A 25,851-nucleotide genomic window follows, 5' to 3' on the forward strand; every position below is an offset into this window, starting at 1 on the left:
CGACCCAGCGTTCTCCGGCAGCTCCATGGGTCGCGAAAGCCACTTTCGGGACGTCAGGTGTCTCGAAAGTGGCTTTCGCGACACCCGAAGTCGGCGGGCACGCGAGCGGGGAGCATGACGCCCTTGCCTTTCCGCCCGGCAGAACCGGAATCGCCACTCACGACCACCGTTCGCTAGGCGGAACTCGCGTGATCAAAGACGTGACACGCGTGTCGTCCCTTCGATCACGCGAGTTCGCCGTCCGATCACGTGAGTTCCGCCTTCGATCACGCGAGTTCGGCTAAGCGGAGAAGACCCCGGTGACGGCGGCCGCCGCCGAGATCAGCGCGAGCCAGACCGGCGGGACGACGTCCTTGGGCCCGTCGCCCGCCCGCACGTGGGCGATCGCCGCCCCGATCAGCAACGCCGTCAGGCCGATCGCCGCGGCGATCCCCAGCGGCAGCCAGAAGAAGCCGGCCACCAGGCCCGCCGCCCCGGCGACTTCGAGCGCGCCGATCCTCTGGATCTCCCGGACCGAGAAGCCGAGCCTCTCGGTCCGGGAGACCAACGACGGCTGACGCAGGACCTTCGCCACCCCCAGTACGGCGAAGATCGCGGCCAGCAGGAGGGAAAGCACGGCGGAAAACACGGCCATCACGGAACTCCTCGGTGTGAAGGGACTTGTCAGACCGTGACGCGGCGCATCGTGGCGAACCCGCCCGCGCCCGCGACGGCCACCAGCACGGCGAGCACCCCGGTCAGGCCGCCGACGGTCAGCGTGCCGAAGAACGTGCCGACCTTCGACCACGAGTCGGTCCAGCTGAGCAGCACCACCGCGCCCAGCAGCACCAGGACCTGCGCCGCGGCGAACAGGACCACGCCCACCACCGAAGCGCGGCGGTAGATCAGGCCGTACCACATGCCGTAGAGGTACATCAGCGTCAGGAACACGAACGCCGTGAGCAGGGTCAGGTACCAGGGCCCGTCGAGCAGCCACGGCACCCGGAAGTAGTTGAGCCCGAGTCCCCAGCCGCCGGTCGCCTGCTCGATCGCCTGGAACACGGCGATCCCCACCGCGTACACCGCGGAGAGCCCGGCGACCAGCAGGACCGTGCCCAGGTAGTACGACCGCCGGGACACGCCGAGCGCGAGCCCGAACGGCAGCGACTTCGTCATGCTCATGGCGCCGCAGACGAGCATGAAAACGAAGAGCGTGAACAGGCCGCCGGAGTAGTTCTGCTCGGGCTTGTCGGGGATCACCGAGAAGATGACCAGGTTCACCCCGAAGGCGAAGAGCGTGACGCCGACCGGGAGGACCAGGTACTGGAGCCGGTCCACCAGGTGATAGCGCGCGACGTTGATCAGGGTGTTCATGCGGACGCCTCCTCTGCGGTCGTCGCCTGTCCGTTGGAGGTGTGCACCATCAACTGCTGCAAGGAAAGCGGTTCGAGCTTCAGGTGCAGCGCCTGCGCCCTGGCCTTCGCGGCCGCGTCGAGCGAGTCGGCGACGGTGACCGAGGCCCGCGAACCGATCTTGCGCCGGTGCAGCACCCGGCGGCCGGCGACGAAGTCGTCCACCGCGAGGGCGGGACCGCTGACCGTGGCGGCCGAACCGCGCAGGTCGTCGGCGGGCGCGTCGAGGACGACGCGGCCCTTGTCGATCATCACGACGTGCTCCAGCAGATCGGCCACTTCGTCGATCAGGTGCGTGGAAAGCAGGACCGTGCGCGGGTGGGCCGAATAGTCGTCGAGCAACCGGTCGTAGAACAGCTGTCGCGCGACGGCGTCGAGACCCGCGTACGGCTCGTCGAGCAGCGTGAGTTCCGCTCGCGCCGCCAGCCCGATCGTGATCGACAGCGCCGAGCGCATCCCTCGCGAGAGCTTCTTGATCGGGCGCTTCAGCGGCAGAGCGAAGTCGCGCAGCAGCGTGTCGGCGAGTTCGGCGTCCCAGTTCGGGTAGAACCACGACGCCGCCGCGAGGGCGTGCCGGACCTTGAAGTCCGGGAACTGCTGGTCCTCGCGGACGAGCACCATGCGCCGCAGCACTTTCTCGTTCTCGACCGGGTTCTCGCCGAACACGCGGACCGAGCCCGCGCTGGCGAACTCCTGGGCGGTGACGATGCGCAGGAAGGTGCTCTTGCCCGCGCCGTTGCGGCCCAGCAGGCCGGTGATCTTGCCTTCTTCGATGTCGACCGAGACATCGCCGAGCGCGAGGTGGTCGCCGTAGCGCCGGTTCAGGCCGGTGGTCGAAATGGTCGGCGTCATGCGGCGGGTCCTCCGTTCCGGTGTCCGTTCCCGCGGATGAGCGAGATCAGGGTTTCGTCGTCGATGCCGAGGCGCCTCGCTTCGATGAGCATCGGGTCGAGGTACTGCTCGGCGAACCGCTGCCGCCGGTCGGTGAGCAGCTTCTGCCGCGCGCCGCCGGCGACGAACATGCCGATACCGCGCCGCTTCTCGAGCAGGCCGTCGTCGGCGAGCACGTTGATTCCCTTGGCCGCCGTCGCCGGATTGATCCGGTAGAAGGCGGCGAGTTCGTTGGTTGACGGCACGCGTTCCCCCTCGGCCAGGCTTCCCTCGGCGATGTCGTCGGCGATCTGTTCGGCGATCTGCACGAACAGGGGCGTTCCTTCGTCGAGCACGACACCTCCGTCCCCAGTCTTCGTGCACCTCGTTGGTGCGGTGGTTCATTGCTGGACTAAGTAACCCATGAACCACCCGCCGAACGCAAGTGGCTTCCGCCGTGCGCACTACTGTGCAATGCGTGGTACCTTCTGTTGCGTAAGACTGGAGGGACGCGACTGTGGAGATCAGTCAGCTGCTAAAAGGCGTGCTGGACCTCGCCGTTCTCGCGGTGCTTCGCGGGGAGGACGGCTACGGCTACGACGTGCTCCGAAGACTCCGGGTCGCGGGGTTGCAGGAGGTGGGTGACGCTTCGGTGTACGGGACGCTCCGGCGGCTGTACAAGGCGGGCCTGCTGACGTCCTACGTGGTGCCGAGCGAAGAAGGCCCGCACCGGAAGTACTACAGCCTCAACGAGCCGGGACGTCAGCGCCTCGAAGAGTCGGGGCAGACCTGGCGGACTTTCGCCACGACGATGAACAGCCTGTTGGGAGAGGCAGCATGAGCACGCAGAATCCGACCGCCGTGCGGGTGTATCTGGCGAGGGTCAGGAGCGCGCTCGCCGACCTGCCCGAGAGCGAAGTCGAGGAAATCCTCGAAGACGTCCGGCCGCACCTCGCCGAAATGGAGGCGGAACTGGGGGACAACCCCAAGGTCGACGCCCTGATCGAGCGTCTGGGCAGCCCCGAGGGCTACGCCGCCGAATTGCGCGCGTCCGGTGGCTATCCGCCGCGCCCGCCCGGCTCGGGTGACCTGAGCACCGTGCTGAAGGAGAAGACCGGGATCGGCGGAGCGCGGTTCGCCTTCTGGGGACTGGTGTTCTCCATGGGCGGTTTCGCGCTGTTCGGCTTCGCGGCCGCGGTGTGGGTCCGGGTGGAACCGTTGCTGGGCCTGCTTTTCGTCGCTCCCGTGCTCGCGATCAGCGTCGCCTACGTGGTCCGGCGGGGCGTCGCCCCGATCGCCGAATTGCCCGAGGTGATCAAGCTTCGCGAGATCGTGAAGTCGTTCCAGAGCAACCGGAACGACAAGGGACTGAGCTACTTCCGCACGCTCAAGCCTGCCTGGTGGGTGCTGTGCGCGGCGGTGCTGGTCGTGTTCGGCCTGCTGCTCGTGCTCCGCGACGCCGAGGCCGTCCTGTTGCTGCCGTTGATGTTGCTGGCGGCCGTCGCGGTGGTCTGGGCGGGACCGAAGCTGAAGACCGACCGGCGGCTGCTGTGGCTGGCCGTGCCGATCTCGGCGTTCGTCATCGGCAGCATCCTCGGCGGCGCGGGCGCGGCCGTCGATCTGATCGCCAAACGGTCCTACGGCGGCAGTTCCTACAACAGCGGCTACACGCCGAACTACAACGACACCTACGGCAATCCGCAGTTGATGTACGGCAGCCAGGACGTGGAGAACATCTACGCGTTCGACGCCGAGGGCAAGCCGCTGACGGAGATCTACCTCTACGACGAGAACGGCCGTCCGCTCAGCACGACCCGGTACGCCTGCGAGAAGAGCACGGGTGAGAAGCGGAGGGCCGGCGACGACAACCGCTATCCGCGCCCGCTCATCGAGCGGGGTGTCGAGGACAACCAGGGGAGCCGCAACGGCTACAACGGTTCCCGCGGCTACTGCGAGGAAAAGGTCGAGGTCCCGTTCAGCGCGGCGATCCCGAAGGGTGCCCCGGTGCAGCCTTCCGCGACCCCTCAGGCGCCGCCGTCGAGTTCCACCCAGCCGACGCGCTAGGTGGTCCGGGTGAGGGCGGACGTCGGGGGCCGCCTTCACCCGAATCGGGGAGAGCCGCGAAAGTCACTTTCGAAGACATCGGGGATCGGGAAAGTGGCTTTCGCGGCATTTCTCTTTTGTGACCTGGCGGAGCACTTTCGTTCCAGGTCATGGCCGCTACCCTTTTCGGATGCGTCACCGCGACGAGCCGACTCTCGAACGCGAGCGCGAACTCGGGAGGATCGAAGCGGCACTCGCCTCCGCCACGGCGGGCGAGGGCCGGGCGGTGGTCATCGAAGGCAGGGCGGGGATCGGCAAGACCCGGCTGCTGCAGGAGACCCACGCGCTCGCGAAAGGCCGCGGCTTCGGCAGGGCGCGGGCCTTCGGCGACGCGCTCGAAGAAGCGCTGCCCTGGGGCGTCGTCCGTCAACTGGTCGAGTCTTTGTTTTCCCGCCATGGCGAGGAAGTCCTCGACGCCGCGGCCGGTGATCCGAGCGAAGCCGAACTCGCCAGGACGCTGCACGCGTTGTGGTGGGTCGCGGTCGACCTCTCGGCGGCCCGGCCGTTGCTGATCACGGTCGACGACGCGCACTGGGCGGACCCGTCGTCGCTGCGGTTCCTCGTCTATCTCTCCCGCCGGATCGCCGACCTCCCGATCGCGCTCGTCGTGGCGACCCGTCCGCCCGCGGAGCACACCGGGCCGCTGGCGCTTCTGAGCGTCTCACGGCAAGCGGAACGCGTGCTGCCGAAAGGGCTTTCACCCGAAGCCCTCGCCGAACTCGTGGCCGCCCGCGGGGTGCCCCCGGCCTGGGCCGTGGTCACCGCGCTGCACGAAGCCAGCGGCGGAAATCCTTTTCTGGTCGGGGTTCTCGCCGACGAGCTCGACGTGCTCGGGCTGCCGCTCGATCGCGGCACGACCGCGAACAAGGTCGGAAAGCTGGGTCCCAGCACCGTTTTCCACGCGGTTCTGGGCAGAGTGCCGCGAGAGGCCGTCGCGCTCGCCGGAGCGGTCGCGATCCTCGGCACCGGCGGTGCTCCGTGGCGGGCAGGAGCGCTGGCGAAGCTGGACGCCGCAGGACTTTCGGCCGCCGTCGAGGCACTGATCTCGGCCAACGTCTTCACCGCCGACGGAGACCATCTCGTCTTCGTCCATCCTGTCGTCCGCGAGGCCGTTCTCGCCGAGCTGGGCCCGATCGACCGCGCGGCGTTGCACGCTGCCTCGGCGAAGGCGTTGTACGCGGCGAAGGCACCAGAGGACCGGATCGCCGCTCATCTCGTGCAGGCCCCGAGAGGCACCTTGCCGGACTCCGCCGCGATCCTGCGCCGGGCCGCGGCGGCGCTGCTTTCGGCGGGCGATCCGGGAACGGCCGCCGCGCATCTGCGCCGGGCCGTCGAGGAGAGCCCGGACGATGCCGCGTTGCGGGCCGAACTCGGCCACGCGCTGCTCCGCACGGGTGAGACCGTGGAGGCGCGGCGGCAGCTCCTCGTGGCGGCGGACGGGGTTCCCGACGCCGAACTCGTCGCGGCCGCCGCGTCGGCCACGACGGTCGTCGACGGACCCGAAGCCGCCGTCGCCGAACTCCGTGAGGCGATCGCCGCCCGCCCCGGCGGCCCGCGCGATCCCGGCCGGATGCATCTGGAGGCGCGGCTCGCGGTGGTCCGCTCGTTCCTGCCGCACCATCGCCGGACGGCGTCCGATCACCTGCGCGAGTACGCGAGCCTGAGCGGCGGCACGCCCGACGAGCGCACCCTGCTCGGCCTGCTCGCGCAAATGGGGCGCTACGAGGTCCGTCCCGCGGGCGAGGTCGCCGCGACCGCCCGTCGCGCGCTCGCCAACGGCGCCTATTTCGAAGACGCCACCGGCAGCATCGACGCGATGGTCGGCTGGGTGGTCGCGATGCTCGCGCTGATCTCCGCCGACGGGATCGAAGAGGCGGGCCGGGAGATCGAACGCGCGCGGCAGCGGGTGCGGGTACACGGTTCGCCCGTCGAATTCGCGATGGTCGCCAACGCCGCGCTGTTCCTCGACTGGCGGCTCGGCCCTGGCCGCCACGCTGACCACCCTGGCCGCCACGCTGCCCGCCTTGGCGCTGTCCGCCGCCCTGGCCGCGGTCACGGCCGCCCTGCTCGCGAGCGGGCTTGCCGGGCTCGTCGTCCAGGCGCAGCGTCAGCGAGATCCGCTTGCGCGGCACGTCGACCTCCAGCACCTTCACCTTGACGATGTCGCCCGGCTTCACGACCTCACGCGGGTCCTTGACGAAGTTCTTCGACAGCGCCGAGACGTGCGCGAGCCCGTCCTGGTGCACGCCGACGTCGATGAACGCGCCGAACGCGGCCACGTTCGTCACGACGCCTTCCAGGCGCATCCCCGGCTTGAGGTCGCCGATCTTGTCGACGCCCTCGGCGAAGGTCGCGGTCTTGAACGCCGGACGCGGGTCGCGGCCCGGCTTGTCGAGCTCGGAGAGGATGTCGGTGACCGTCGGCAGACCGAACGTCTCGTCGACGAACTCGGCAGGCTTCAGCGCCTGCAGCGTCCGCGTGTTGCCGATCAGCGCGCGGATGTCCGTGCCGGTGGAGGACAGGATCCGCCGCACCACCGGATAGGCCTCCGGGTGCACCGAGGACGAGTCGAGCGGGTCGTCGCCGTCCGGGATGCGGAGGAAGCCCGCGCACTGCTCGAACGCCTTGGGGCCGAGGCGCGCGACCTCCTTGAGCCCGGTCCGCGTCTTGAACGGCCCGTTCTCGTCGCGGTGCGCCACGATGTTCTCCGCCAGCGTCGTCGTGATGCCCGAGACGCGGGTCAGCAGCGGCGCCGACGCGGTGTTGACGTCCACGCCGACCGCGTTCACGCAGTCTTCGACCACCGCGTCGAGCGAACGCGACAGCGAGATTTCCGACAGGTCGTGCTGGTACTGCCCGACACCGATCGACTTCGGGTCGATCTTCACCAGTTCAGCCAGCGGGTCCTGCAGCCGCCGCGCGATGGAGACCGCGCCGCGCAGCGAGACGTCCATGCCCGGCAGCTCCTGCGACGCGAACGCCGACGCCGAGTACACCGACGCGCCCGCCTCGGAGACGACGGCCTTGGTCAGCTTCAGTTCCGGGTGCTTCTTGATCAGCTCGCCGGCGAGCTTGTCGGTCTCGCGCGACGCGGTGCCGTTGCCGATCGAGATCAGGTCCACCCGGTGCCGCGCGCACAGGGCGGCGAGTTCGGCGATGGACTGGTCCCATTTGTTGGCGGGCTGGTGCGGGTAGATCACGTGGGTGGCGACGACCTTGCCGGTCGCGTCGACCACGGCGACCTTGACGCCGGTGCGGAAGCCCGGGTCGAGGCCCATCGTGGCGCGGGTGCCCGCCGGTGCGGCGAGCAGCAGGTCGCGCAGGTTCGCGGCGAACACGCGGACGGCGTCGTCCTCGGCGGACTGGCGCAGCCGCATCCGCAGGTCGATGCCCAGGTGCAGCAGGATCTTCGTGCGCCACGCCCAGCGGACGGTGTCGCCGAGCCACTTGTCGCCGGGGCGGCCTTCGTTGGCGATGCCGAACTTGTGCGCGATGCGGTTCTCGTACTCGGTGGGCCCGGTCTTGGGCTCCTCGGAAGGCTCCTCGGACTCCATCGACAGGTCGAGGACTTCTTCCTTCTCGCCGCGCAGCATCGCGAGGATCCGGTGCGAGGGGAGCTTGGTGTAGGGCTCGGAGAACTCGAAGTAGTCGGAGAACTTCGCGCCTTCTTCGGCCTTGCCGTCGCGGACCTTCGAGGCCAGCCGGCCTTCGGTCCACATCTTCTCGCGCAGCTCGCCGATCAGGTCGGCGTCCTCGGCGAAACGCTCGACGAGGATCGCGCGGGCGCCGTCCAGCGCGGCCTGCGCGTCCGCGACACCCTTGTCGGCGTCGACGAACACCGCGGCGGCGGCCTGCGGGTCGGTGTTCGGGTCGCTCAGCAGCCCGTCGGCGAGCGGCTCCAGACCGGCCTCGCGGGCGATCATCGCCTTCGTCCGCCGCTTGGGCTTGTACGGCAGGTAGATGTCCTCCAGGCGGGACTTGGTGTCCGCCGCCATGATCGACGCTTCCAGCGCCTCGTCCAGCTTGCCCTGGCCGCGGATCGACTCCAGCACCGCGACCCGGCGCTCGGCGAGTTCCCGCAGGTAGCGGAGTCGTTCTTCGAGCGTGCGGAGCTGGGCGTCGTCCAGCATCCCGGTGACCTCTTTCCGGTACCGGGCGATGAACGGCACGGTCGATCCGCCGTCCAGCAGGTCTACGGCCGCCTTGACCTGCCCCTCGCGCACGCCGAGTTCTTCGGCGATCTTCTGCTCGACTGTCTGCAGGCCCTGCACGCTCACTCCCACGCTCCTGAATCCGCCCTCGGGTGCTCTCGGACCCTGCATTCTGCCGCTCGTGCCGAGCCGACTTTCGTATGGCCTCCCCTAAGCGAACCCTTGACAGGTGGATTGGTCTGTACCATTTTGATGTGGCCGACATCACCCGTTCGTGGAGGCCAGTAGTGAAAGTCAAGCCGAAACACGCGTTCCTCGCCCTGCTGTCGTCTTTGGCCGTGTGCCTGGGGGTGACTTTCGCGGTCTCTGGCAGCGCCTCGGCCGCGAACATCCTGACCAACCCGGGCTTCGAACTCGGGACCACGAGCGGCTGGACCTGCTCCGGTACGTCCTCGGTGGTCAGCACGCCGGTCCACTCCGGCACCCGCGCGCTCAGCGCCACCCCCGCCGGGCAGGACAACGCCCGCTGCTCGCAGAGCGTGCCCGTCAAGGCCAACACCGCGTACACGCTGTCGGCGTGGGTGCAGGGCAGCTACACCTACCTCGGTGTCACCGGCACCGGAACGGGTGACAAGAACACCTGGACCCCGGGTGGCGGCGCCTGGTCCCAGCTGTCGCTGAGCTTCACCACCGGCACGTCCACCACCAGCGTCGAGATCTACCTGCACGGCTGGTACGGCCAGGCCGCGTACTTCGCCGACGACGTCAACCTGGACGGCCCCGGCGGCTCGCCCACCACGACGCCGACGACGACCACTTCGTCGCCCACCACCAGCACTTCGCCGACCACGTCGAACCCGCCGACCACCACGACGGGCAACCCGCCGACCGGGGACCTGCCGAAGCACGTGATCACCGGCTACTGGCAGAACTTCTACAACGGCGCGAAGGCGCTCAAGCTCGCCGACGTCCCGACGAAGTACAACATCATCGCGGTGTCCTTCGCCGACGCGACGACCACGCCGGGCGCGGTCACCTTCACCCTCGACTCGGGTCTGTCGAGCCAGCTCGGCGGCTACACCGACGCGCAGTTCAAGGCCGACATCAAGACGGCGCAGGCGCGCGGGCAGAAGGTCATCCTGTCCGTCGGCGGTGAGAAGGGCACGATCCGCGTCGACTCCTCGGCCGCGGCGACGAACTTCTCCAACAGCATGAAGACGCTCATCGCGAACTACGGCTTCGACGGCGTCGACATCGACCTCGAGAACGGCGTCAACTCGACCTACATGGCGCAGGCGCTGCGGGCCATCCACGCGGGCGGCGGCACGGTCATCACCATGGCGCCGCAGACGATCGACATGCAGAGCACCGGCGCGGAGTACTTCAAGCTGGCGCTGAACGTCAAGGACATCCTGACGATCGTCAACATGCAGTACTACAACAGCGGTTCGATGCTCGGCTGCGACCAGAAGGTGTACTCGCAGGGCACCGTCGACTTCCTCACCGGACTGGCGTGCATCCAGCTCCAGGGCGGTCTGCGGCCCGACCAGGTCGGTCTCGGCCTGCCCGCCTCGGGCTCGGCCGCGGGCGGCGGCTACCAGGCGCCCGGCAACACGGTCAACGCGCTGAACTGCCTCGCGAAGGGCACGAACTGCGGTTCGTTCAAGCCGTCGACGACGTACCCGACGATCCGGGGCGCGATGACCTGGTCGATCAACTGGGACGCCTCCCAGGGGTACTCCTGGTCGAACACGGTGAGCGCGGGCCTGGCCGGCCTCCCGTGATGACCCGCTAGACCGGGGCGGGTGCCGGCGTCGCGCGGGCGACGGCACCCGCCCTTTCCATGTCAGAGCGGGGTGAGCGGCAAGCGCAGGGCCGCGGGAGCCTCCGGAGGCACGACGGGCTTGAGCGGGGCGACAGGGTACAGCCGCCGGTAAGCGGAGCCGAGCGGCGGCCGCGGGTCGGCCTCACCCTTGTTGGGCCACAACGACATCGCGCGTTCCGCCTGCGCGGTGATGGTCAGCGACGGGTTCACCCCGAGGTTCGCCGAGATCGCCGATCCGTCGGCGATGTGCAGCCCTGGGTAGCCGTGCACGCGCTGGTACGGGTCGACGACGCCGGTCTCGGCGCTCTCGCCGATCGCGCAGCCGCCGATGAAATGCCCGGTGATGGGGATGTTCGCCAGATCCGTCCACGCGCCCTGCGCGAGCCCGCCGATCTTGGCCGCCACCCGCCGGGTGACCTCGTGCCCGGCCGGGATCCACTCGGGGTTCGGATCGCCGATGCCCTGTTTCGTGGTCATCCGGCGGCCGAAGAGCCCGCGTTTCGTGTACGTGGTCACGGAATTGTTCAGCGTCTGCATCACCAGCAGCCCGACCATCCGCTCCGACCAGCGCCGCGGGTTGTGGAGCCGCACCAGGTTCCGCCGGTTCCGCCACAGCTCGCGCGCGCCGAGCGCCCACCGGCGCCTGCCCGGCTCGGCGTCCACGAGCACCGTCGTCAGCAGGCCCATGAAGTTGCTGCCCTTGCCGTAGCGCACCGGTTCGACGTGCGTGACGGCGTCGGGATGGATCGACGACGTGATCGCGACGCCGCGCGTGAAGTCCGTGTCCTTCCGCAGCGACCGCGCGGCGAGGACGGCCTCGGAGTTCGTCCTGGCGAGCAACCCCAGGCGCGGTGACAGCTCCGGCAGGGTGCCGGAGTCCTTCAACGAATGCAGAAGCCTTTGCGTGCCCAGGGAAGCGGCGGCGAACACGACCTGCTCGGCGGTGAAGGTCCTGCGAGCCCAGCGTCCCGTCCGGACGGTGTCGACCGCGTATCCGCCGTCGATCGGCCGGACCGACACCGCGGTGGTCAGCGGATGGACCTCCGTACCCGCTTTTTCCGCCAGGTACAAGTAGTTCTTGACGGTCGTGTTCTTCGCGCCGACGCGGCAGCCCGTCATGCACTCGCCGCAGTGCGTGCACGGCTTCCGTCGCGGCCCTTCGCCGCCGAAGAACGGGTCGACATCGCGCTCGCCGAAGTAGACGCCGACCGGGGTCGGCCGGTAGGTGTCCGCGATGCCCATGTCCTCGGCGACCTCGCGCAGTACGCGGTCGGCCGGGGTGATCAGCGGGTTCTCCGTCACGCCCAGCATCCGTTTCGCCTGGTCGTAGTGCGGGGCGAGCTCGGCCTTCCAGTCGGTGATGTGCGCCCACTGCGGGTCTTCGTAGAAGGTGTCCGGGGGTTCGTAGAGCGTGTTCGCGTAGACGAGCGAACCGCCGCCGACGCCCGCGCCGCTCAGCACGAACGTGTTCTTCAGCAGGGTCAGCCGCTGGATGCCGAAGCAGCCCAGTTTCGGGGCCCACAGGTACTTCCGCAGCCGCCAGGAGGTCTTCGCGAACTCGTCGTCGGCGAACCGGCGGCCGGTCTCCAGCACGCCGACGCGGTACCCCTTCTCGGTGAGCCGCAACGCTGTCACGCTGCCGCCGAAACCGGAGCCGATCACCAGCACGTCGTAGTTCATCGCGGTCCCGCCGTCCGGTAGTCGCCGAGGTCGAGGGTCTTCGTCCGGCGGTCGTACTCGGTCACCAAGCCTGGCCAGTTCGTGCTCACGCGGCCGTTCTCCTGGCGGTACCAGCTGGCGCAGGCCGACCAGACGCTGCGGTCGAGCCGCCGCTGGATCTCCTCGTCGTACCGCTGCTCGACCCCGGGAACGACGTCCATATAGGACACTTCGGGACGGCTGAGGTGTTCGACGGCCTGGCGGATGTAGCGGGCCTGCCGTTCGATCATGTAGATGATGGAGCCCGCGCCGAGGTTCGTGTTGGGGCCGTAGACGCAGAACAGGTTCGGGAAGCCCGGCACGGTCATGCCGAGGTACGCCCGCGCGCCGCCCTTCCACGCGTCGGACAGTGCCCTGCCGCCGAGGCCCTCCACCTTGAGCTCGCCGAGGAAGTCGGTCGCCGCGAACCCGGTCCCGTAGACGATGACGTCGGCTTCGTGCTCCACGCCGTCCTCGGTGAGCACCCCGGACGGCGTGATCGCGCTGATGTGCCGGGTCTCCACGGCGACGTTGTGCTGCGCGAGCGCGGGCAGGTACTCGTTGGTGAACAGGATCCGCTTGCAGCCCAGCGGGTAGTCCGGGGTGAGCTTCTCGCGCAGCGTCCGGTCCTTGATGTGACGGCGGCGCAACTGGGCCGTGCGGAGTTCGAAGACCTTGGCCAGGAAAGGATGTTTGGTCATCGCGTAGGTCGCGTACTCGGCGAGGAGGAAGATCCGGAGCCTGCCGAGCAGTTGCGTGGCCGGGAGGTGCCGGAACAGCCGCTGCTGCCAGCGCCGGTAGCGGGTGTCCCGTTTGGCCATGATGTACGGCGCGGTGCGCTGGAACACGGTCAGCTCGCCCGCCCGGCGCTGGAGTTCGGGCACGAACTGGATCGCGCTCGCGCCGGTGCCGATCACCGCGACCTTCTTGCCGCGCAGGTCGACGTCGTGGTCCCAGTGGGCCGAGTGGAAACTGGCGCCCTCGAAGGTTTCCTGGCCGGGGATGTCCGGCTGGACCGGTCGCGAGAGCTGTCCGACCGCGGGGACGAAGACGTTCGCTTCGAACGTCTCGCCGCCCGCGGTCTCGACCCGCCAGAGCCCGCGTTCCTCGTCGAAGGCCGCGCCGGTGACACGGGTGTCGAAGCGGATGTGCGGTTCGAGCCCGTAGCGGCGCACCACGCGCTTGAGGTACTCGTGGATGTCCGGTTGCAGGGAGAAGCGCTTCGGCCAGTCCGGGTTGGGTTCGTAGGAGAACGAGTACAGCGGCGACGGGATGTCGCAGCCCGCGCCGGGGTAGGTGTTCTCCCGCCAGACGCCGCCGGGTTCGGCGGCGCTCTCCAGGATGGTGAAGTCGTCGAACCCGGCGCGTTTGAGCTCGATCGCCATCCCGACGCCGCCGAAGCCAGTCCCTACGATCAGCACGCTCGTGTCGCCCATGCCGATCGAAGCTACGCAGCGTTCACCCGGCTAGGAAGTACACGACCGGCCACTCAATCGAGATTTCCGGCCACGATCTCCACGGAGTGACTCTCGGCCTTCGGGTGTGCCCAGGTCAGAAGGCGGTGGGCCGAGCTTTCGAGGGCGTCCAGATCGCGCTTCGGGACGCGTTCGAACGGCGTGATCACCACCGACGCGGCCTTCTTCACCACCTTGATCTCCCAGAAGCCCTTCACGGACCCGTCGACCAGGATGGTGCCTTTGACCAGGCCGTTCTGGGTGATGACGACCTTGCGGTACTCGTCGCTGATCACTCGCGTGCGGTCGGCGTAGGACAGGACGGTCTGGTCGAACGGGCCCAGCAGCCGGGCCGGCGCGGGCGTGTCCGGATCGGGACGAGAGGCTTCGGGCAGGTCGAAGAGCTCGCGGCCGTTCTCGTCGCGGAACGTCCGCAGTTCCGGCCGCAGCCGCTCGACGACGTCGCCGAGTTTCGTGATCCCGGCCCACGCCTGCGCGTCCTGCACGCCGGCCGGCCCGAACGCGGCCAGATAGCGCCGGAACATCGCTTCGGGTGACAGCGACTCGTCCGGTTCGGCGCCGAGCCAGTCCCCGGTGGCCTGATACGTCGGCTGCCCCGACTTGCCCCAGACGCCGCGCGGCGGGATCTGCACCAGCGGCAGCAGCGCCCGAGCGACGTGCACCAGCGACGACGGCGCCACCCCCTCCCAGTGCTTCGCGAGTTCCGCGCCGAGCCCGGCCGACGAAAGCGGCCGCTCGCCGAGCAGCTTGCGGGCGACGCGGGCGATCTCCTGGTGGTCGAGATCCCTGATGTCGGGGCCGAACTGGGTGTTGCCGGTCACCGCGCGGTCGTAGAGGGGCTGCACGATCGGCCGCCACGCCAGCGCGTCCGACGGCGTCACCAGGTGCACCGTGCCGCGCATGAGCGCGATGCGCACGACACTCTTGTCCAGCAGCAGGTCGGCCAGGTCTTCCTGGCGGAAGCCGTGCAGCCGTGTCCACAGCGCGAAGTACGGCGGGTTCGGCGCCTGCGCCTGCAACCCGGCGAGATGCTCGACCGCTTCGAGCGCGGTCATCTTCGAACGCCGGAGCAGCAGTTGCCGGTCCAGCATGGCGCGATTCAGCGCGCGCCTGCTCAACGTGTCGGACATGCCGCTCACCCTAATCGGGATCAAGGACAGTTACGGTCCTCAATGCGCCGATCGTCGCCCGGGGATCCATAATCCCGGCCATGGAACTACCGCCGCCGGTGATCCGCGACTGGGACTACCCGCGCGGGACGGCGAGCATCGTGCTCATGGCTCGCTTCGCCGCCGAGAACGGCATCACGGGTCTGGAGTCCTACGAGCACGCTCCCGTCGACGGTCAGGTCGACGCGCGGCAAGAGCTGGCTGTGGTCCGGAGCCTGGTTCGCGGGCTCGGCGGCGGGGACGACGTCGCGCTGCGGCTGAGCAGGCGGTACCGCGTCAGCGCCTTCGGCATCTTCGGTTTCGCGTGCATCAGCAGCCCGACACTGGGTGACGCGATGCGTTTCGCGCTGCGGTACCTGGACCTGAGCTTCACCTTCTGCATCCCGCACGTGACCGTCGAGGCCGGCCGGCTCGCGCTGACCATGGACGACGGCCGCGTGCCCGCCGACGTCGCCCGCTTCCTGGTGTTGCGCGACCTCGGTGCCATCCACACCGTCATGCGCGACATCCTGCCGGATATTTCCTTGCGTTCGCTGGCCTTCCGGCACGAGAAGTCGTCCACTGTGGACGAATACGTGCGGACTTTCGGGATCGCGCCGTCGTTCTCCGCGTCTGCGCACGTCGCCACTCTGGACCCGCTCTTCCTCGACAAGCCCCTGCCGCAAGCCAACGACCAGACTGTCGCGGTCTGCGCCGCGCAATGCGATCTGCTGGTGTCGCGGAAACGCGAACGGTCCGGGATCGCCCAGCAGGTGCGGGAACGGCTGGTGCGCCTCGGCGGGGTCGACGCGGGGATGGAGGAGGTCGCGCGGCGGCTCGCGCTCAGCCCGCGCACGCTGCGACGGCGGCTGTTCGAGGCCGGGACCGGCTACCGCGCGCTGCTCGACGAGGTCCGTCAGGCGCTGGCGGAGGAGATGCTGGACACCGGCGCGCTCAGCGTCGAGGACGTCGCGCTGCGGCTGGGCTACGCCGAGGCGTCGAGTTTCATCTACGCCTTCAAGCGCTGGAAGGGGATGACGCCGGCGGCGTACGCCCGGCGGAACGCGTTGCGAGGACGGCCGGGTAGGTGACGCGCAACAAGTGCAGGATCGAATCGGTGAGGAAGACGCGCAGCTCGTCCCGGCCGAGCGTGCCGCGGACCAGCCACTCGCGGGACGCGGCCCGCAGCATCCCGCCATACGACCGGATCATCGCGCGAAGCTCCTCGCGACCCTCCGTGACGTCGCTCATCAACGCGGCCGCGAGCACCCTGTCGGCGGCGATCTCGTCACCCTCCAACATGATCCGCTCGATGTCCGGGTCACGGCCGACGGCCTCCGGCCCGATCGCCGTCAGCCACGCCTGCTCGTTGCGCTCGACGACCTCGATCCAGTGCCGCACGCTGATCGCGAGCCGCTCTTCGGCGGTGGTGTCGGGCAGGTTCTCGATCACCGGCGCGGGCACGATCATCATCTGCCGGACGACTTCCAGGTACAGCTCGCGCTTGCCGCCGAAGTAATGGTTGATCAGCGGCCTCGCCACCCCGGCCGCCTTCGCGATGTCCGAGGTCGAAACGGAGGCGTACGTGCCCTCGCCGAACAACCGCCGGGCCGCCGCCAGGATCTCGGCGCGCCGGGCGGCCGGTTCGAGACGGCGCCGACCTGAGAGAACGGGCGTCTCCGGATCGGTGTTCACGCTTCGAGCGTAACTGTTTCAGGCGGCCGCCTGCCGTTATTCATTCGGAACGACCCGCCGGTAACTCCGAGAGCCTTCGAACCGACGTTCGGGGCGGGGGGACCGGGTGCCATGGGTAGGGACGAATGACCAGTGCTGAACGCGATCCGGTTCGCCGCGTCGGGCGGTGGGTCAGTGTCCGATTGCAGCATCGTGACGTCCGGATCCAAGGTGACACAGCGGACGAATGCGTCTCCTACGCGGGGATCGTGATCACCAGCTTCGAGAACGGGGCCGAGGTCGGCGAACGCTGGATCCCGCTCGGGGGCGATCCGTCGGAGGCCGACGACGAACAGCTCATCCAGCAGTTGCGTGACGCTTTGATCTGGCAGGCGCGCCGCCCACCCAAGGCCGCAGGGGAGTAGCCAAGCCGGAACACGCGTGTCTGGAGCCGGATCTCGCGTGATCGGAGCCGGACCGGCTCCAGACACGTGAGTTACGGCTTCAGTCACGCGAGTTACGGCTCCAGGCACGCGAGGTCCGGCTGGAACCCCGCCCGAAGCTAAGCCCGCAGGCCCTCGAAAGCGATCTTGCACACCGCGTCCGCCAGTTCCGTCCCCGCCGAGCCCCGGCGCGGCCGGTACCACTCGATCAGCGAGTTCACCATGCCGTACAGCAGCCGCGCGGTGACCGCGGGATCGATGTCGGGCCGCACGTCGCCCTCGGTTTCGGCCCGTTTCACCAGGTCCGTCACCAGCCGGTCGAACTCGCGCCGTCGCGCCAGCGCCGCGCGTTCGACCTTCGTGTTGCCCCGCACCCGCAGCAGCAGGGTCACGAACGGCAGCTGCTCGACCAGCACGAGGACACTGCCCCGCACCAGATGTTCCAGCTTCTCGATCGCCCTGCCCTCGAAGGACTCCGTCTCGGCGGCGACGGCGAACAGGCCGTTCAGCGCGCGGTCGACGGCGAGCCGCAGCAGCTCCTCCTTGCTCGGCACGTGGTGGTAGATCGCGGATTTCGTGATCCCGAGCTTCCGGGAGAGGTCCTCCATGCTGGTGCCGTCGTAGCCGCGTTCGTTGAACAGCCGGACGGCGACCTGCAGCAGCGACTCGAGGTCGTACCCGGGGCGGCCCCGGCGGGCGGGGGTGCTCAAGCGCGGTCCCGCTCGTCGAGCACCCGGCGCATCTTGCCCAGCGACCGCTCCAGCGTGTCCGGGTCGACGACCTCGACGCCGACGCTCACGCCCACCCCGTCCTTGACCCCGGCGATCAGCCGGGCGGCGGCCTCGGCGCGCTGGTCGGCGGTCACGTCCGGACGAGCCTCGACGCGGACGGTCAGGTGGTCCATCCGGCCCTTCGTGGACCGGATCAGCTGGAAATGCGGCGCGAGCGCGGGGGTCACCAGCACGACTTCCTCGATCTGCGTGGGGAAGACGTTGACGCCACGCAGGATGATCATGTCATCGCTACGCCCGGTCACCTTCTCCATCCGCCGGTACGCGGGCCGCGCGGTGCCCGGCAGCAGCCGGGTGAGGTCGCGGGTGCGGTAGCGGATGATCGGCAGCGCTTGTTTGGTGAGCGACGTGAACAGCAGCTCGCCCTCGGCGTCGATGGGCTTTTCGGTGAACGGGTCGATCACCTCGGGGAAGAAGTGGTCCTCCCAGATGTGCAGCCCGTCCTTGGTCTCGACGCATTCCTGCGCGACGCCGGGGCCCATCACCTCGGACAGGCCGTAGATGTCGACGGCGTCGATGCCGACACGCTCCTCGATCTCCGTGCGCATCTGCTCGGTCCACGGTTCCGCGCCGAAGATGCCGACCTTGAGCGAACTCGTCCGCGGGTCGATGCCCTGCCGTTCGAACTCGTCGAGCAGCGTCAGCATGTACGACGGGGTGACCATGATGATCTCGGGTTCGAAGTCGGTGATGATCTGCACCTGGCGCGCGGTCATGCCGCCCGACGCCGGGATCACCGTGCAGCCCAGTTTCTCCGCGCCGTAGTGCGCGCCGAGACCGCCGGTGAACAGCCCGTACCCGTAGGCGACGTGGACCTTGTCGCCCGGCCGCCCGCCCGCCGCGCGGATCGAGCGCGCCATCACCGTCGCCCAGGTGTCGATGTCCTCGGCGGTGTACCCGACGACGGTCGGCTTCCCGGTGGTGCCGCTGGACGCGTGGATGCGGCTGACCTGCGATTCCGGCACGGCGAACATGCCGAACGGGTAGTTGTCCCGCAGGTCCTGTTTCGTGGTGAAGGGGAACTTCGCCAGGTCTTCCAGCGCCTTGCAGTCGTCCGGGTGAACCCCGGCCTCGTCGAACTTCCGGGTGTAGAACGGCACGTTGTCGTAGGCGTGCCGCAGCGTCCACCGGAGGCGTTTCAGCTGCAGCGCCTGGAGTTCGTCGATGGTGAGGTTCTCGGCTTCGTCGCTGGAAGTCATCGTCACGCCTTCTGGATGGTGCGGCTCCGGCCGCGGAATTCGGCGACGACCTCCGGCCCGTCGGGGGTCTCCCGGTGCACGGTGACGTCGTAGATGCCGTTGCGGCCGTAGCGGGTCCGCTCGGTGGCGGTGGCGACGAGATGATCGCCGAGCTTGCCGGCGGCGACGAACGAGATCTCCGCGCCGGACGCGACGGTCACCGGGCCGTGGCTGTTGCAGGCGCAGGCGAAGGTCGTGTCGGCCAGCAGGAAGACGTAGCCGCCGTGGGCGATGGCGTGGCCGTTGACCATCGTCTCGGTGATCTTCATCGTGGCGACGGCGTGCCCTTCGGCGGCCTCGACCAGTTCGATGCCCATCGCGTTGGACGCCTGGTCGTCGGCGAACATCGTGTGCGCGGCGTTAGTCAAGCCAGACCACCTAGTTACTGACCGAATGGACGGTTGTTAAAGGGTGTCGCCAGTAAAGGCGTGCTTTCGGGCGGATGTCAAGCGTCCACCGCCTTCAGGGGGTTTGCAAGACCCCGGTCAGGAGCTACAGTCAATTACTGAACGGACGGTCTGTTAATCCACCACGCGAAGGGTCGCCCCATGGCATTGCTGCGCAGCTACGTCTCCGGCGGATGGCACACGGCGGAAGCTGACGGAGTACCGCTGCACGACGCCTCGACGGGCGAGGAGGTCGCCCGGGTCTCGTCCGACGGCGTCGACTTCGCCGCCGCGCTGGACCACGGCCGCCGCGTCGGCGGCCCCGCGCTGCGCGAGCTGACCTTCCACCAGCGCGCCGCGCTGCTGAAGGCCCTGGCCTCCCACCTGCGCGAACACCGCGAGGAGCTGTACGCGCTCTCGGCAAGGACGGGCGCCACCAAGGGCGACTCGATGGTCGACATCGACGGCGGCATCGGCGTGCTGTTCGCCTACTCCAGCAAGGGCAAGCGCGAACTGCCGAACGACACCGTCTACGTTGACGGCAACGTCGAGCCGCTGAGCAAGGGCGGCACCTTCGTCGCCCAGCACATCGCCGTCCCGCTGCGCGGCGTCGCCGTGCAGATCAACGCCTTCAACTTTCCCGTCTGGGGCCCGCTGGAGAAGTTCGCGCCCGCGTTCCTCGCCGGGGTGCCGAGCCTGATCAAGCCTGCCAGCCAGACCGCGTACCTCACCGCGCGCCTGGTCGAGATCATCGTCGAGTCCGGCATCCTGCCCGAGGGTTCGCTGCAGTTCGTCGCGGGCAGCGTCGGCGACCTGCTCGACCACGTCACCGCGCAGGATCTCGTCTCGTTCACCGGTTCCGCGTCCACCGCGCAGAAGCTGCGCGCGCATCCCGCCATCGTGCGCAACTCGGTCCGGTTCAACGCCGAGGCCGACTCGCTGAACCTGTCGATCCTCGGCCCGGACGCCAAACCCGGCACCACCGAGTTCGATCTCTTCGTCAAGCAGCTGACCACCGAGATGACGGTCAAGGCGGGCCAGAAGTGCACCGCCATCCGCCGCGCCTTCGTCCCCGCGGACCTGCTCGACGCCGTCGCCGAGGCCGCGAGCGCGCGGCTGGCGAAGACCGTCGTCGGCAACCCCACCGCCGAAGGGGTGCGGATGGGCGCGCTGGCCAGCCTGGAGCAGCGTGAGGAGGTCCGGCGGTCGCTCAAGGCGCTGCTGGACGTCGGCACGGTCGTCTTCGGTGACCCTGAGCAGGTCGACGTCGTCGGCGCGGACGCCGAACGCGGCGCGTTCCTCTCGCCAGTGCTGCTGAAGGCGGACCCGGAGCGTTCCGAGCCGCACGAGGTCGAGGCGTTCGGCCCGGTGTCGACGCTGCTGCCCTACACCTCGACCGAGCAGGTCATCGAGCTCGCCGCTCGCGGCGGCGGAAGTCTCGTCGGGTCCATCGTTTCCGCGGACCAGGATTTCGTGCGCGAGGTCGTCCTCGGTGTCGCGCCGTACCACGGCCGTCTGCTGGTGCTGGACGCCGACGACGCCAAGGAGTCGACGGGCCACGGTTCGCCGATGCCGCAGCTGGTCCACGGCGGCCCCGGCCGCGCGGGCGGCGGCGAGGAGATGGGCGGCGTCCGCGGCGTGCTGCACCACATGCAGCGCACCGCCGTCCAGGGTTCGCCCGGCGTCCTGACCGCGGTCACCGGCCGCTGGGTCACCGGCGCCCCGCGCATCGCGGACGACGTCCACCCGTTCCGGAAGTCCTTGGCGGAACTGAAGATCGGCGACTCCGTCGTCGCCGGGCCGCGTGAGGTCCTGCAGTCCGACGTCGACCACTTCGCCGAGTTCACCGGCGACACCTTCTACGCCCACACAGACCCCAAGGCCGCGGCGGCGAACCCGCTGTTCGGCGGGATCGTGGCGCACGGGTACCTCGTGGTCTCCTTCGCCGCCGGCCTGTTCGTCTCGCCGGAACCCGGCCCGGTGCTGGCCAACTACGGCCTGGAGAACCTGCGGTTCCTCACCCCGGTCAAGGTCGGCGACACCCTCACGGTGACCTTGACCGCCAAGCAGATCACCCCGCGCATCGACCAGGAGTACGGCGAAGTCCGCTGGGACGCCGACGTCACCAACGCCGACGGTGACTCGGTCGCCAAGTACGACGTCCTCACCCTGGTGGCGAAGGAGCAGTCATGACCGCGACGTTGCCCGAGGAAGACCTCGAAAAGCACTTCGAAGCGACCATCGAGCGCGACCAGCGCATCGAGCCCCGCGACTGGGTGCCCGAGGGCTACCGCAAGACGATGATCCGCCAGATCGCGCAGCACGCGCATTCGGAGATCATCGGCATGCAGCCCGAGGGCAACTGGATCACCCGCGCGCCTTCCTTGCGGCGCAAGGCGATCCTGCTCGCCAAGGTGCAGGACGAGGCCGGGCACGGGCTGTACCTGTACTCGGCGGCGGCCACGCTCGGCGCCGACCGCGCGGACCTGACCGACAAGCTGATCAACGGCAAGCAGAAGTACTCGTCGATCTTCAACTACCCGACGCTGACCTTCGCCGACGTCGGCGTGGTCGGCTGGCTGGTCGACGGCGCCGCGATCTGCAACCAGGTCCCCTTGTGCCGCAGCTCGTACGGCCCGTACGCCCGCGCCATGATCCGCATCTGCAAGGAGGAGTCCTTCCACCAGCGGCAGGGCTTCGAACTGCTGATGACCATGATGCGCGGCACGCCGGAGCAGCGCGAAATGGTGCAGGAGGCGGTGAACCGCTGGTGGTGGCCGTCGTTGATGATGTTCGGCCCGCCGGACGCGGACTCGCCGAACACCGCGCAGTCGATGGCCTGGAAGGTCAAGCGGCACACCAACGACGAGCTGCGCCAGCGTTTTGTCGACATGTCCATCCCGCAGGCCGAGGCGCTGGGCGTCACCTTCCCGGACCCGGACCTGAAGTGGAACGCCGGACGCGGGCACTACGACTTCGGCGCCGTCGACTGGGACGAGTTCAAGAACGTGTTGAAGGGCAACGGCCCCTGCAACGCCCAGCGCGTCGCGCACCGGCGGCGGGCCCAGGAAGACGGCGCGTGGGTGCGGGAAGCCGCGGCCGCCCACGCCGCGAAGAAAGGTGCCCCGGCATGAAGCACGACTGGCCGTTGTACGAGGTGTTCGTCCGGGGCAAGCGCGGGCTGAACCACGTGCACGTGGGTTCGCTGCACGCGGCGGACGACGACATGGCGCTGCACCACGCGCGGGATCTGTACACCCGCCGCAACGAAGGCGTGTCGATCTGGGTCGTGCGCGCGTCCGACATCACCGCGTCCTCGCCGGACGAGAAGGACCCGTTCTTCGCGCCCAGCGGCGACAAGGTGTACCGGCACCCGACGTTCTACGACATCCCCGACAACGTCCCCCACATCTGACATGAGCTTCGACAACGCCTACGAGGCGATCACCGAGGAGAACGACTCCCGCTGGGCCTTCGGCACCGGGTTCGAGGATCCGCTGTCCGGGGTGGACACGACGGTCCCGTCCGGTGTGGACGGTGCGCGACTGGCGGCCTACTGCCTGATGCTCGGCGACGACGCGCTGATCTTCTCGCACCGGCTCCAGGAGTGGTGCACGAACGCGCCTGAACTCGAAGACGAGGTCGCGATCGCCAACATCGCGCTCGACCTGCTCGGGCAGGCGCGGCTGCTGCTGGCCCGCGCGGGCAAGGCGGACGGCAGTGACCGCACCGAGGATTCGTACGCCTTCTTCCGGAGCGAGCAGGAGTACCGCAACGTCCGCCTCGCCGAACTCGAAGGCGGGCACTTCGGGTATCTGATCGCGCGGCTGCTCGTGTTCTCGATCTGGCGGCTGGCACTCCTGCAGCGGCTCCAGTCCTCCGTGGACCCGGTGCTGGCGGCCATCGCGGACAAGGGCGTCAAGGAAGTCGCCTATCACCGCGATTACGCCGCCCAGTGGGCCGTGCGCCTCGGCGACGGCACCGAGCTGTCCCACGAGCGCATGCAGGAAGGCCTCGACGCCGTTTGGCCTTATGTCGGCGAGCTTTTCGCCGCGCACGAGGTCGAGTTCGTCGAGTCGCCGTCGCTGCGGCCGGAGTTCGACGCGATCCTCGACCAGGTGCTGGCCGTCGCTCACTTGACCCGGCCCGAGGCCGGCGCGCTCGCCGGGGTCTCCGGCCGGATGGGCCGCGACGGCGTGCACACCGAGCGGATGGGCTTCCTGCTGGCGACCCTGCAGAGCGTCGCCAGGGAACATCCGGACGCGACATGGTGACCGCGTACGCCGTGGCGGCCACGGTCACCGATCCGGAACTGCCGATGCTCACCCTCGCCGACCTCGGCGTGCTGCGCGAAGTGTCCGAAGAGGACGGTCGGGTGATCGTGGCTATCACTCCGACCTACACCGGCTGCCCGGCGATGGACACCATGCGCGACGACCTCGTGCACGCGCTCACCGGCGCGGGCTACGGCGACGTCGAGGTCCGCACGGTGCTGTGGCCGGCGTGGTCCACCGACTGGATCACCGAAGACGGCAAACGGAAACTGGCCGAGGCCGGGATCGCGCCGCCGGGGGCCGCGCCGCGGCGGACCGGCCCGATCCCGTTCACGCTGAGCCCGCCGGTGTCTTCGGTCCGCTGCCCGCATTGCGGTTCCGCAGACACCGAAGAGCAGTCCCGGTTCAGCGCGACGGCGTGCAAGGCCTTGCGCCGCTGCCGGTTCTGTCTCGAACCGTTCGAACACGTCAAGGAGATCTAGCGTGACCGCGATCCTGCGCCGCACCGGGTTTCACGCCCTGAAAGTGGCCGACGTCCAGCGTCTGTGCGACGACGCCGTCGCGGTCACGTTCGACGTGCCCGAGGACCTCGCCGACACGTTCCGCTTCAAGGCCGGTCAGTCGCTGACCCTGCGCCGCGAGGTCGACGGCCGTGACGAGCGCCGCTCGTACTCGATCTGCGCGCCCGCCGGTGCGGCGCCGCGGGTCGGTGTCCGCGAGGTGCCGGGAGGACTGTTCTCGTCGTGGCTGGTGCGCGACGTGAAACCCGGCGACGAGATCGAGGTCGCGCCGCCCACCGGTACCTTCAGCCCCGACCTGGAAGCCGCCGGGCACCACGTGCTGATCGCGGCCGGGTCCGGGATCACGCCGGTGCTGTCGATCGCGTCGTCGCTGCTCGGCGACTCCGACGCCACGGTGACCGTGCTGTACGGCAACCGCCGCACGGACACCGTCATGTTCGCCGACGACCTCGCGGACCTGAAGGACCGCTACCCGGCGCGGCTCGAACTCGTCCACGTGCTCTCCCGCGAGCCGCGCGAGGCCGAACTGTTCACCGGACGCCTCGACGTGGAGAAGCTGCGGCGCCTGTGCACCGTGCTGATCCCGGTCGGGGACGTCGCGCACTGGTGGCTGTGCGGACCGTTCGAGATGGTGACCGGCGCGCAGGAACTCCTGCGATCCCTGGAGGTCCCTGACGAGCGTGTGCACCAGGAACTGTTCTATGTGGACACTCCGCCGGAGCCGGTGCGCCACGTCGACCCGGCCGTCGTGGGTTCGTCCAGCGAGGTGACGCTGGTCCTCGACGGCCGGTCGACGACGATGACGCTGCCGCGTAACTCTTCCCTGCTCGACGGCGCGCAGAAGTACCGCCCGGACCTGCCCTTCGCCTGCAAGGGCGGCGTGTGCGGGACCTGCCGGGCGAAGATCTGCGACGGCAAGGTGGACATGCGGCGCAACTTCGCCCTGGAGAAGGCCGAAGTCGACGCCGGTTTCGTGCTCACCTGCCAGTCGGTGCCGGTGTCCGACGCGGTGACGGTGGACTTCGACGCCTGAGTCAGGCGAGACAGGCGCGGATCGCGTCGCCGTAGACCCGGCCGGCGAGGCGGAAGTTCTCTTCGCCGTGGTGGCTGAACCGCTCCAGGGAGACCCCGCTGTTCACTTCCAGCACCAGCGGGTCTCCCTGGACGGTGACGATGTCGACCGTGGCGAAGCGCAACGACAACGCGTCCGTCGCGCTTCGCCCCAAGGTCGCCAGCCCCTGTTTCGTCCGATGATCCCCGCACACTTCGGGCACCGCCCCGAAATGCAGGTTGTGCCGCCACTCCTGGCTGTCCGGCGGCCGCACCTTGCGGTAGGCGAGCAGCAGCTCGCCGTCCAGGAGCACGGCCCGGAACTCGTCCTCGACGTCGAGGAGGGGAGACCAGGCCAGCGCGCGATAACGCGGCGAGAGCGCGGAGACCAGGGCGTCCAGTTCGGCTTCCGTGTGGACGCGATGGACGTCGCGGCCGCCGCTCTCCGCGTTCGGCTTGAGGACGATCGGGAGTTCGGCCCGCCAGTCGACCTGCCGGTTGCCCCGCCAGGCGGCCCGCAGCAGGGACTGCTGGAGGCAAGGAACACCGGCCGCCCGCATGAGCGTCGAGCTCGCCGCCTTGTCGTCGGCGATCTTGGCCGCCGCGACGTTGTTGAGAGGAAAGGAATAGCCGAGCACGAGCGCGCGGTCCGCGTCGCGCCGGATCTCCGCCAGCCAGTGGTCCGCGTGCCAGGCGATCGTCCCGCCCGCTTCGGCGACGGCGTTCTCGAGATGGCGGACGAAGTGCCGGTCGGCGAGGCCCGACCTGGGCGGGTCGGCGTCCATCACACTGCTGGGGCTGGTCACGGATTCC

Annotated in this window: 23 protein-coding genes and 2 pseudogenes; 12 read left to right on the plus strand and 13 right to left on the minus strand. The window is 69.1% G+C overall.

Features of this window, described 5'->3' with window-relative positions; genetic code table 11:
- Positions 1-280: 280 nt before the first annotated feature.
- Genes AB0N89_RS14860 through AB0N89_RS14875 form a run of 4 tightly spaced genes read right to left on the minus strand, consistent with a single transcriptional unit; the run spans position 281 to position 2,617 of the window.
- A complete protein-coding gene (locus AB0N89_RS14860; protein ID WP_364204596.1) occupies positions 281-634 on the minus strand; it encodes a DoxX family protein in 354 nt (117 codons plus the stop codon).
- A 29-nt stretch (positions 635-663) separates the two neighbouring features.
- Complete coding sequence (locus tag AB0N89_RS14865; protein WP_364204598.1) at positions 664-1,353, minus strand: ABC transporter permease; 690 nt, start codon at positions 1,351-1,353, stop codon at positions 664-666.
- Entirely contained in the window at positions 1,350-2,243 is an 894-nt protein-coding gene (locus AB0N89_RS14870; protein WP_364204599.1) for an ABC transporter ATP-binding protein, read from the minus strand. Before AB0N89_RS14870 ends, AB0N89_RS14865 begins: the two co-directional genes overlap by 4 nt.
- Positions 2,240-2,617, minus strand: coding sequence for a GntR family transcriptional regulator (locus AB0N89_RS14875; RefSeq protein WP_005160428.1), 378 nt, complete (start codon positions 2,615-2,617; stop codon positions 2,240-2,242). The genes AB0N89_RS14870 and AB0N89_RS14875 overlap by 4 nt, the downstream gene beginning before the upstream one ends.
- A 161-nt stretch (positions 2,618-2,778) precedes the next feature.
- On the opposite strand from AB0N89_RS14875, the gene AB0N89_RS14880 reads away from it, so the two are divergent.
- The 3 genes and pseudogenes from AB0N89_RS14880 to AB0N89_RS14890 all read left to right on the plus strand — a co-directional run.
- On the plus strand, positions 2,779-3,102 hold the full coding sequence (locus AB0N89_RS14880; RefSeq protein WP_005160429.1) for a PadR family transcriptional regulator: 324 nt from the start codon (positions 2,779-2,781) through the stop codon (positions 3,100-3,102).
- Entirely contained in the window at positions 3,099-4,325 is a 1,227-nt protein-coding gene (locus AB0N89_RS14885) for a hypothetical protein (RefSeq protein WP_364204602.1), read from the plus strand. Before AB0N89_RS14880 ends, AB0N89_RS14885 begins: the two co-directional genes overlap by 4 nt.
- 169 nt (positions 4,326-4,494) lie before the next feature.
- Positions 4,495-5,823 (plus strand): annotated as a pseudogene (locus AB0N89_RS14890) (AAA family ATPase); the annotation flags it as partial.
- A gap of 529 nt (positions 5,824-6,352) precedes the next feature.
- Here AB0N89_RS14890 and AB0N89_RS14895 read toward each other — a convergent pair.
- Positions 6,353-8,686, minus strand: a pseudogene (locus AB0N89_RS14895) (Tex family protein); the annotation flags it as partial.
- A 116-nt stretch (positions 8,687-8,802) separates the two neighbouring features.
- Between AB0N89_RS14895 and AB0N89_RS14900 the strand changes: the two are divergent.
- On the plus strand, positions 8,803-10,299 hold the full coding sequence (locus AB0N89_RS14900) for a glycosyl hydrolase family 18 protein (RefSeq protein WP_364204604.1): 1,497 nt from the start codon (positions 8,803-8,805) through the stop codon (positions 10,297-10,299).
- A gap of 62 nt (positions 10,300-10,361) precedes the next feature.
- On the opposite strand, the gene AB0N89_RS14905 is transcribed toward AB0N89_RS14900, so the two are convergent.
- From AB0N89_RS14905 to AB0N89_RS14915, 3 genes are read right to left on the minus strand one after another with little or no spacing between them, the layout of a single operon-like run.
- Positions 10,362-12,020: a GMC family oxidoreductase gene (locus tag AB0N89_RS14905; RefSeq protein WP_364204605.1), complete on the minus strand. Its 1,659-nt coding sequence runs from the start codon at positions 12,018-12,020 to the stop codon at positions 10,362-10,364.
- A complete protein-coding gene (locus tag AB0N89_RS14910; RefSeq protein WP_364204607.1) occupies positions 12,017-13,474 on the minus strand; it encodes an NAD(P)/FAD-dependent oxidoreductase in 1,458 nt (485 codons plus the stop codon). The genes AB0N89_RS14905 and AB0N89_RS14910 overlap by 4 nt, the downstream gene beginning before the upstream one ends.
- Before the next feature lie 53 nt (positions 13,475-13,527).
- Positions 13,528-14,643 carry a winged helix DNA-binding domain-containing protein gene (locus tag AB0N89_RS14915; RefSeq protein WP_364204609.1) on the minus strand — a complete coding sequence of 372 codons (1,116 nt, stop codon included), beginning with the start codon at positions 14,641-14,643 and terminating at the stop codon, positions 13,528-13,530.
- An 80-nt stretch (positions 14,644-14,723) separates the two neighbouring features.
- On the opposite strand from AB0N89_RS14915, the gene AB0N89_RS14920 reads away from it, so the two are divergent.
- On the plus strand, positions 14,724-15,752 hold the full coding sequence (locus AB0N89_RS14920) for an AraC family transcriptional regulator ligand-binding domain-containing protein (protein WP_364204611.1): 1,029 nt from the start codon (positions 14,724-14,726) through the stop codon (positions 15,750-15,752).
- Here AB0N89_RS14920 and AB0N89_RS14925 read toward each other — a convergent pair.
- Positions 15,679-16,356 carry a helix-turn-helix domain-containing protein gene (locus AB0N89_RS14925; RefSeq protein ID WP_364204613.1) on the minus strand — a complete coding sequence of 226 codons (678 nt, stop codon included), beginning with the start codon at positions 16,354-16,356 and terminating at the stop codon, positions 15,679-15,681. The genes AB0N89_RS14920 and AB0N89_RS14925 overlap by 74 nt on opposite strands.
- Positions 16,357-16,481: 125 nt before the next feature.
- Between AB0N89_RS14925 and AB0N89_RS14930 the strand changes: the two genes are divergently transcribed.
- Positions 16,482-16,760, plus strand: coding sequence for a hypothetical protein (locus tag AB0N89_RS14930; RefSeq protein WP_364204614.1), 279 nt, complete (start codon positions 16,482-16,484; stop codon positions 16,758-16,760).
- Between the two features lie 137 nt (positions 16,761-16,897).
- Here AB0N89_RS14930 and AB0N89_RS14935 read toward each other — a convergent pair whose 3' ends face one another.
- Genes AB0N89_RS14935 through paaI form a run of 3 tightly spaced genes read right to left on the minus strand, consistent with a single transcriptional unit; the run spans position 16,898 to position 19,154 of the window.
- Positions 16,898-17,488, minus strand: a complete 591-nt coding sequence (locus AB0N89_RS14935) for a TetR/AcrR family transcriptional regulator (RefSeq protein WP_364204615.1) — start codon at positions 17,486-17,488, stop codon at positions 16,898-16,900.
- Entirely contained in the window at positions 17,485-18,768 is a 1,284-nt protein-coding gene (gene paaK, locus AB0N89_RS14940; protein ID WP_364204616.1) for a phenylacetate--CoA ligase PaaK, read from the minus strand. The genes AB0N89_RS14935 and paaK overlap by 4 nt, the downstream gene beginning before the upstream one ends.
- A gap of 2 nt (positions 18,769-18,770) precedes the next feature.
- Complete coding sequence (paaI, locus tag AB0N89_RS14945; RefSeq protein ID WP_364204790.1) at positions 18,771-19,154, minus strand: hydroxyphenylacetyl-CoA thioesterase PaaI; 384 nt, start codon at positions 19,152-19,154, stop codon at positions 18,771-18,773.
- Between the two features lie 201 nt (positions 19,155-19,355).
- Here paaI and paaZ point away from each other — a divergent pair, with 201 nt between their 5' ends.
- Genes paaZ through paaE form a run of 6 tightly spaced genes read left to right on the plus strand, consistent with a single transcriptional unit; the run spans position 19,356 to position 25,021 of the window.
- Positions 19,356-21,386 carry a phenylacetic acid degradation bifunctional protein PaaZ gene (paaZ, locus tag AB0N89_RS14950; protein ID WP_364204618.1) on the plus strand — a complete coding sequence of 677 codons (2,031 nt, stop codon included), beginning with the start codon at positions 19,356-19,358 and terminating at the stop codon, positions 21,384-21,386.
- Entirely contained in the window at positions 21,383-22,327 is a 945-nt protein-coding gene (gene paaA, locus AB0N89_RS14955) for a 1,2-phenylacetyl-CoA epoxidase subunit PaaA (protein WP_364204620.1), read from the plus strand. The genes paaZ and paaA overlap by 4 nt, the downstream gene beginning before the upstream one ends.
- Complete coding sequence (gene paaB / locus AB0N89_RS14960) at positions 22,324-22,608, plus strand: 1,2-phenylacetyl-CoA epoxidase subunit PaaB (RefSeq protein WP_005168080.1); 285 nt, start codon at positions 22,324-22,326, stop codon at positions 22,606-22,608. The genes paaA and paaB overlap by 4 nt, the downstream gene beginning before the upstream one ends.
- 1 nt (position 22,609) lies before the next feature.
- Positions 22,610-23,467, plus strand: coding sequence for a 1,2-phenylacetyl-CoA epoxidase subunit PaaC (gene paaC, locus AB0N89_RS14965; RefSeq protein ID WP_364204621.1), 858 nt, complete (start codon positions 22,610-22,612; stop codon positions 23,465-23,467).
- Positions 23,461-23,949, plus strand: a complete 489-nt coding sequence (gene paaD, locus AB0N89_RS14970) for a 1,2-phenylacetyl-CoA epoxidase subunit PaaD (RefSeq protein WP_364204623.1) — start codon at positions 23,461-23,463, stop codon at positions 23,947-23,949. The genes paaC and paaD overlap by 7 nt, the downstream gene beginning before the upstream one ends.
- 1 nt (position 23,950) lies before the next feature.
- Positions 23,951-25,021: a 1,2-phenylacetyl-CoA epoxidase subunit PaaE gene (gene paaE, locus AB0N89_RS14975; protein WP_364204625.1), complete on the plus strand. Its 1,071-nt coding sequence runs from the start codon at positions 23,951-23,953 to the stop codon at positions 25,019-25,021.
- 1 nt (position 25,022) lies between these two features.
- Here paaE and AB0N89_RS14980 read toward each other — a convergent pair whose 3' ends face one another.
- Positions 25,023-25,844: a hypothetical protein gene (locus tag AB0N89_RS14980; protein WP_364204627.1), complete on the minus strand. Its 822-nt coding sequence runs from the start codon at positions 25,842-25,844 to the stop codon at positions 25,023-25,025.
- Between the last annotated feature and the right edge of the window lie 7 nt (positions 25,845-25,851).

It is taken from the genome of Amycolatopsis sp. NPDC089917 (genome assembly GCF_040684635.1).
In the GTDB taxonomy this organism is placed as follows: domain Bacteria; phylum Actinomycetota; class Actinomycetes; order Mycobacteriales; family Pseudonocardiaceae; genus Amycolatopsis.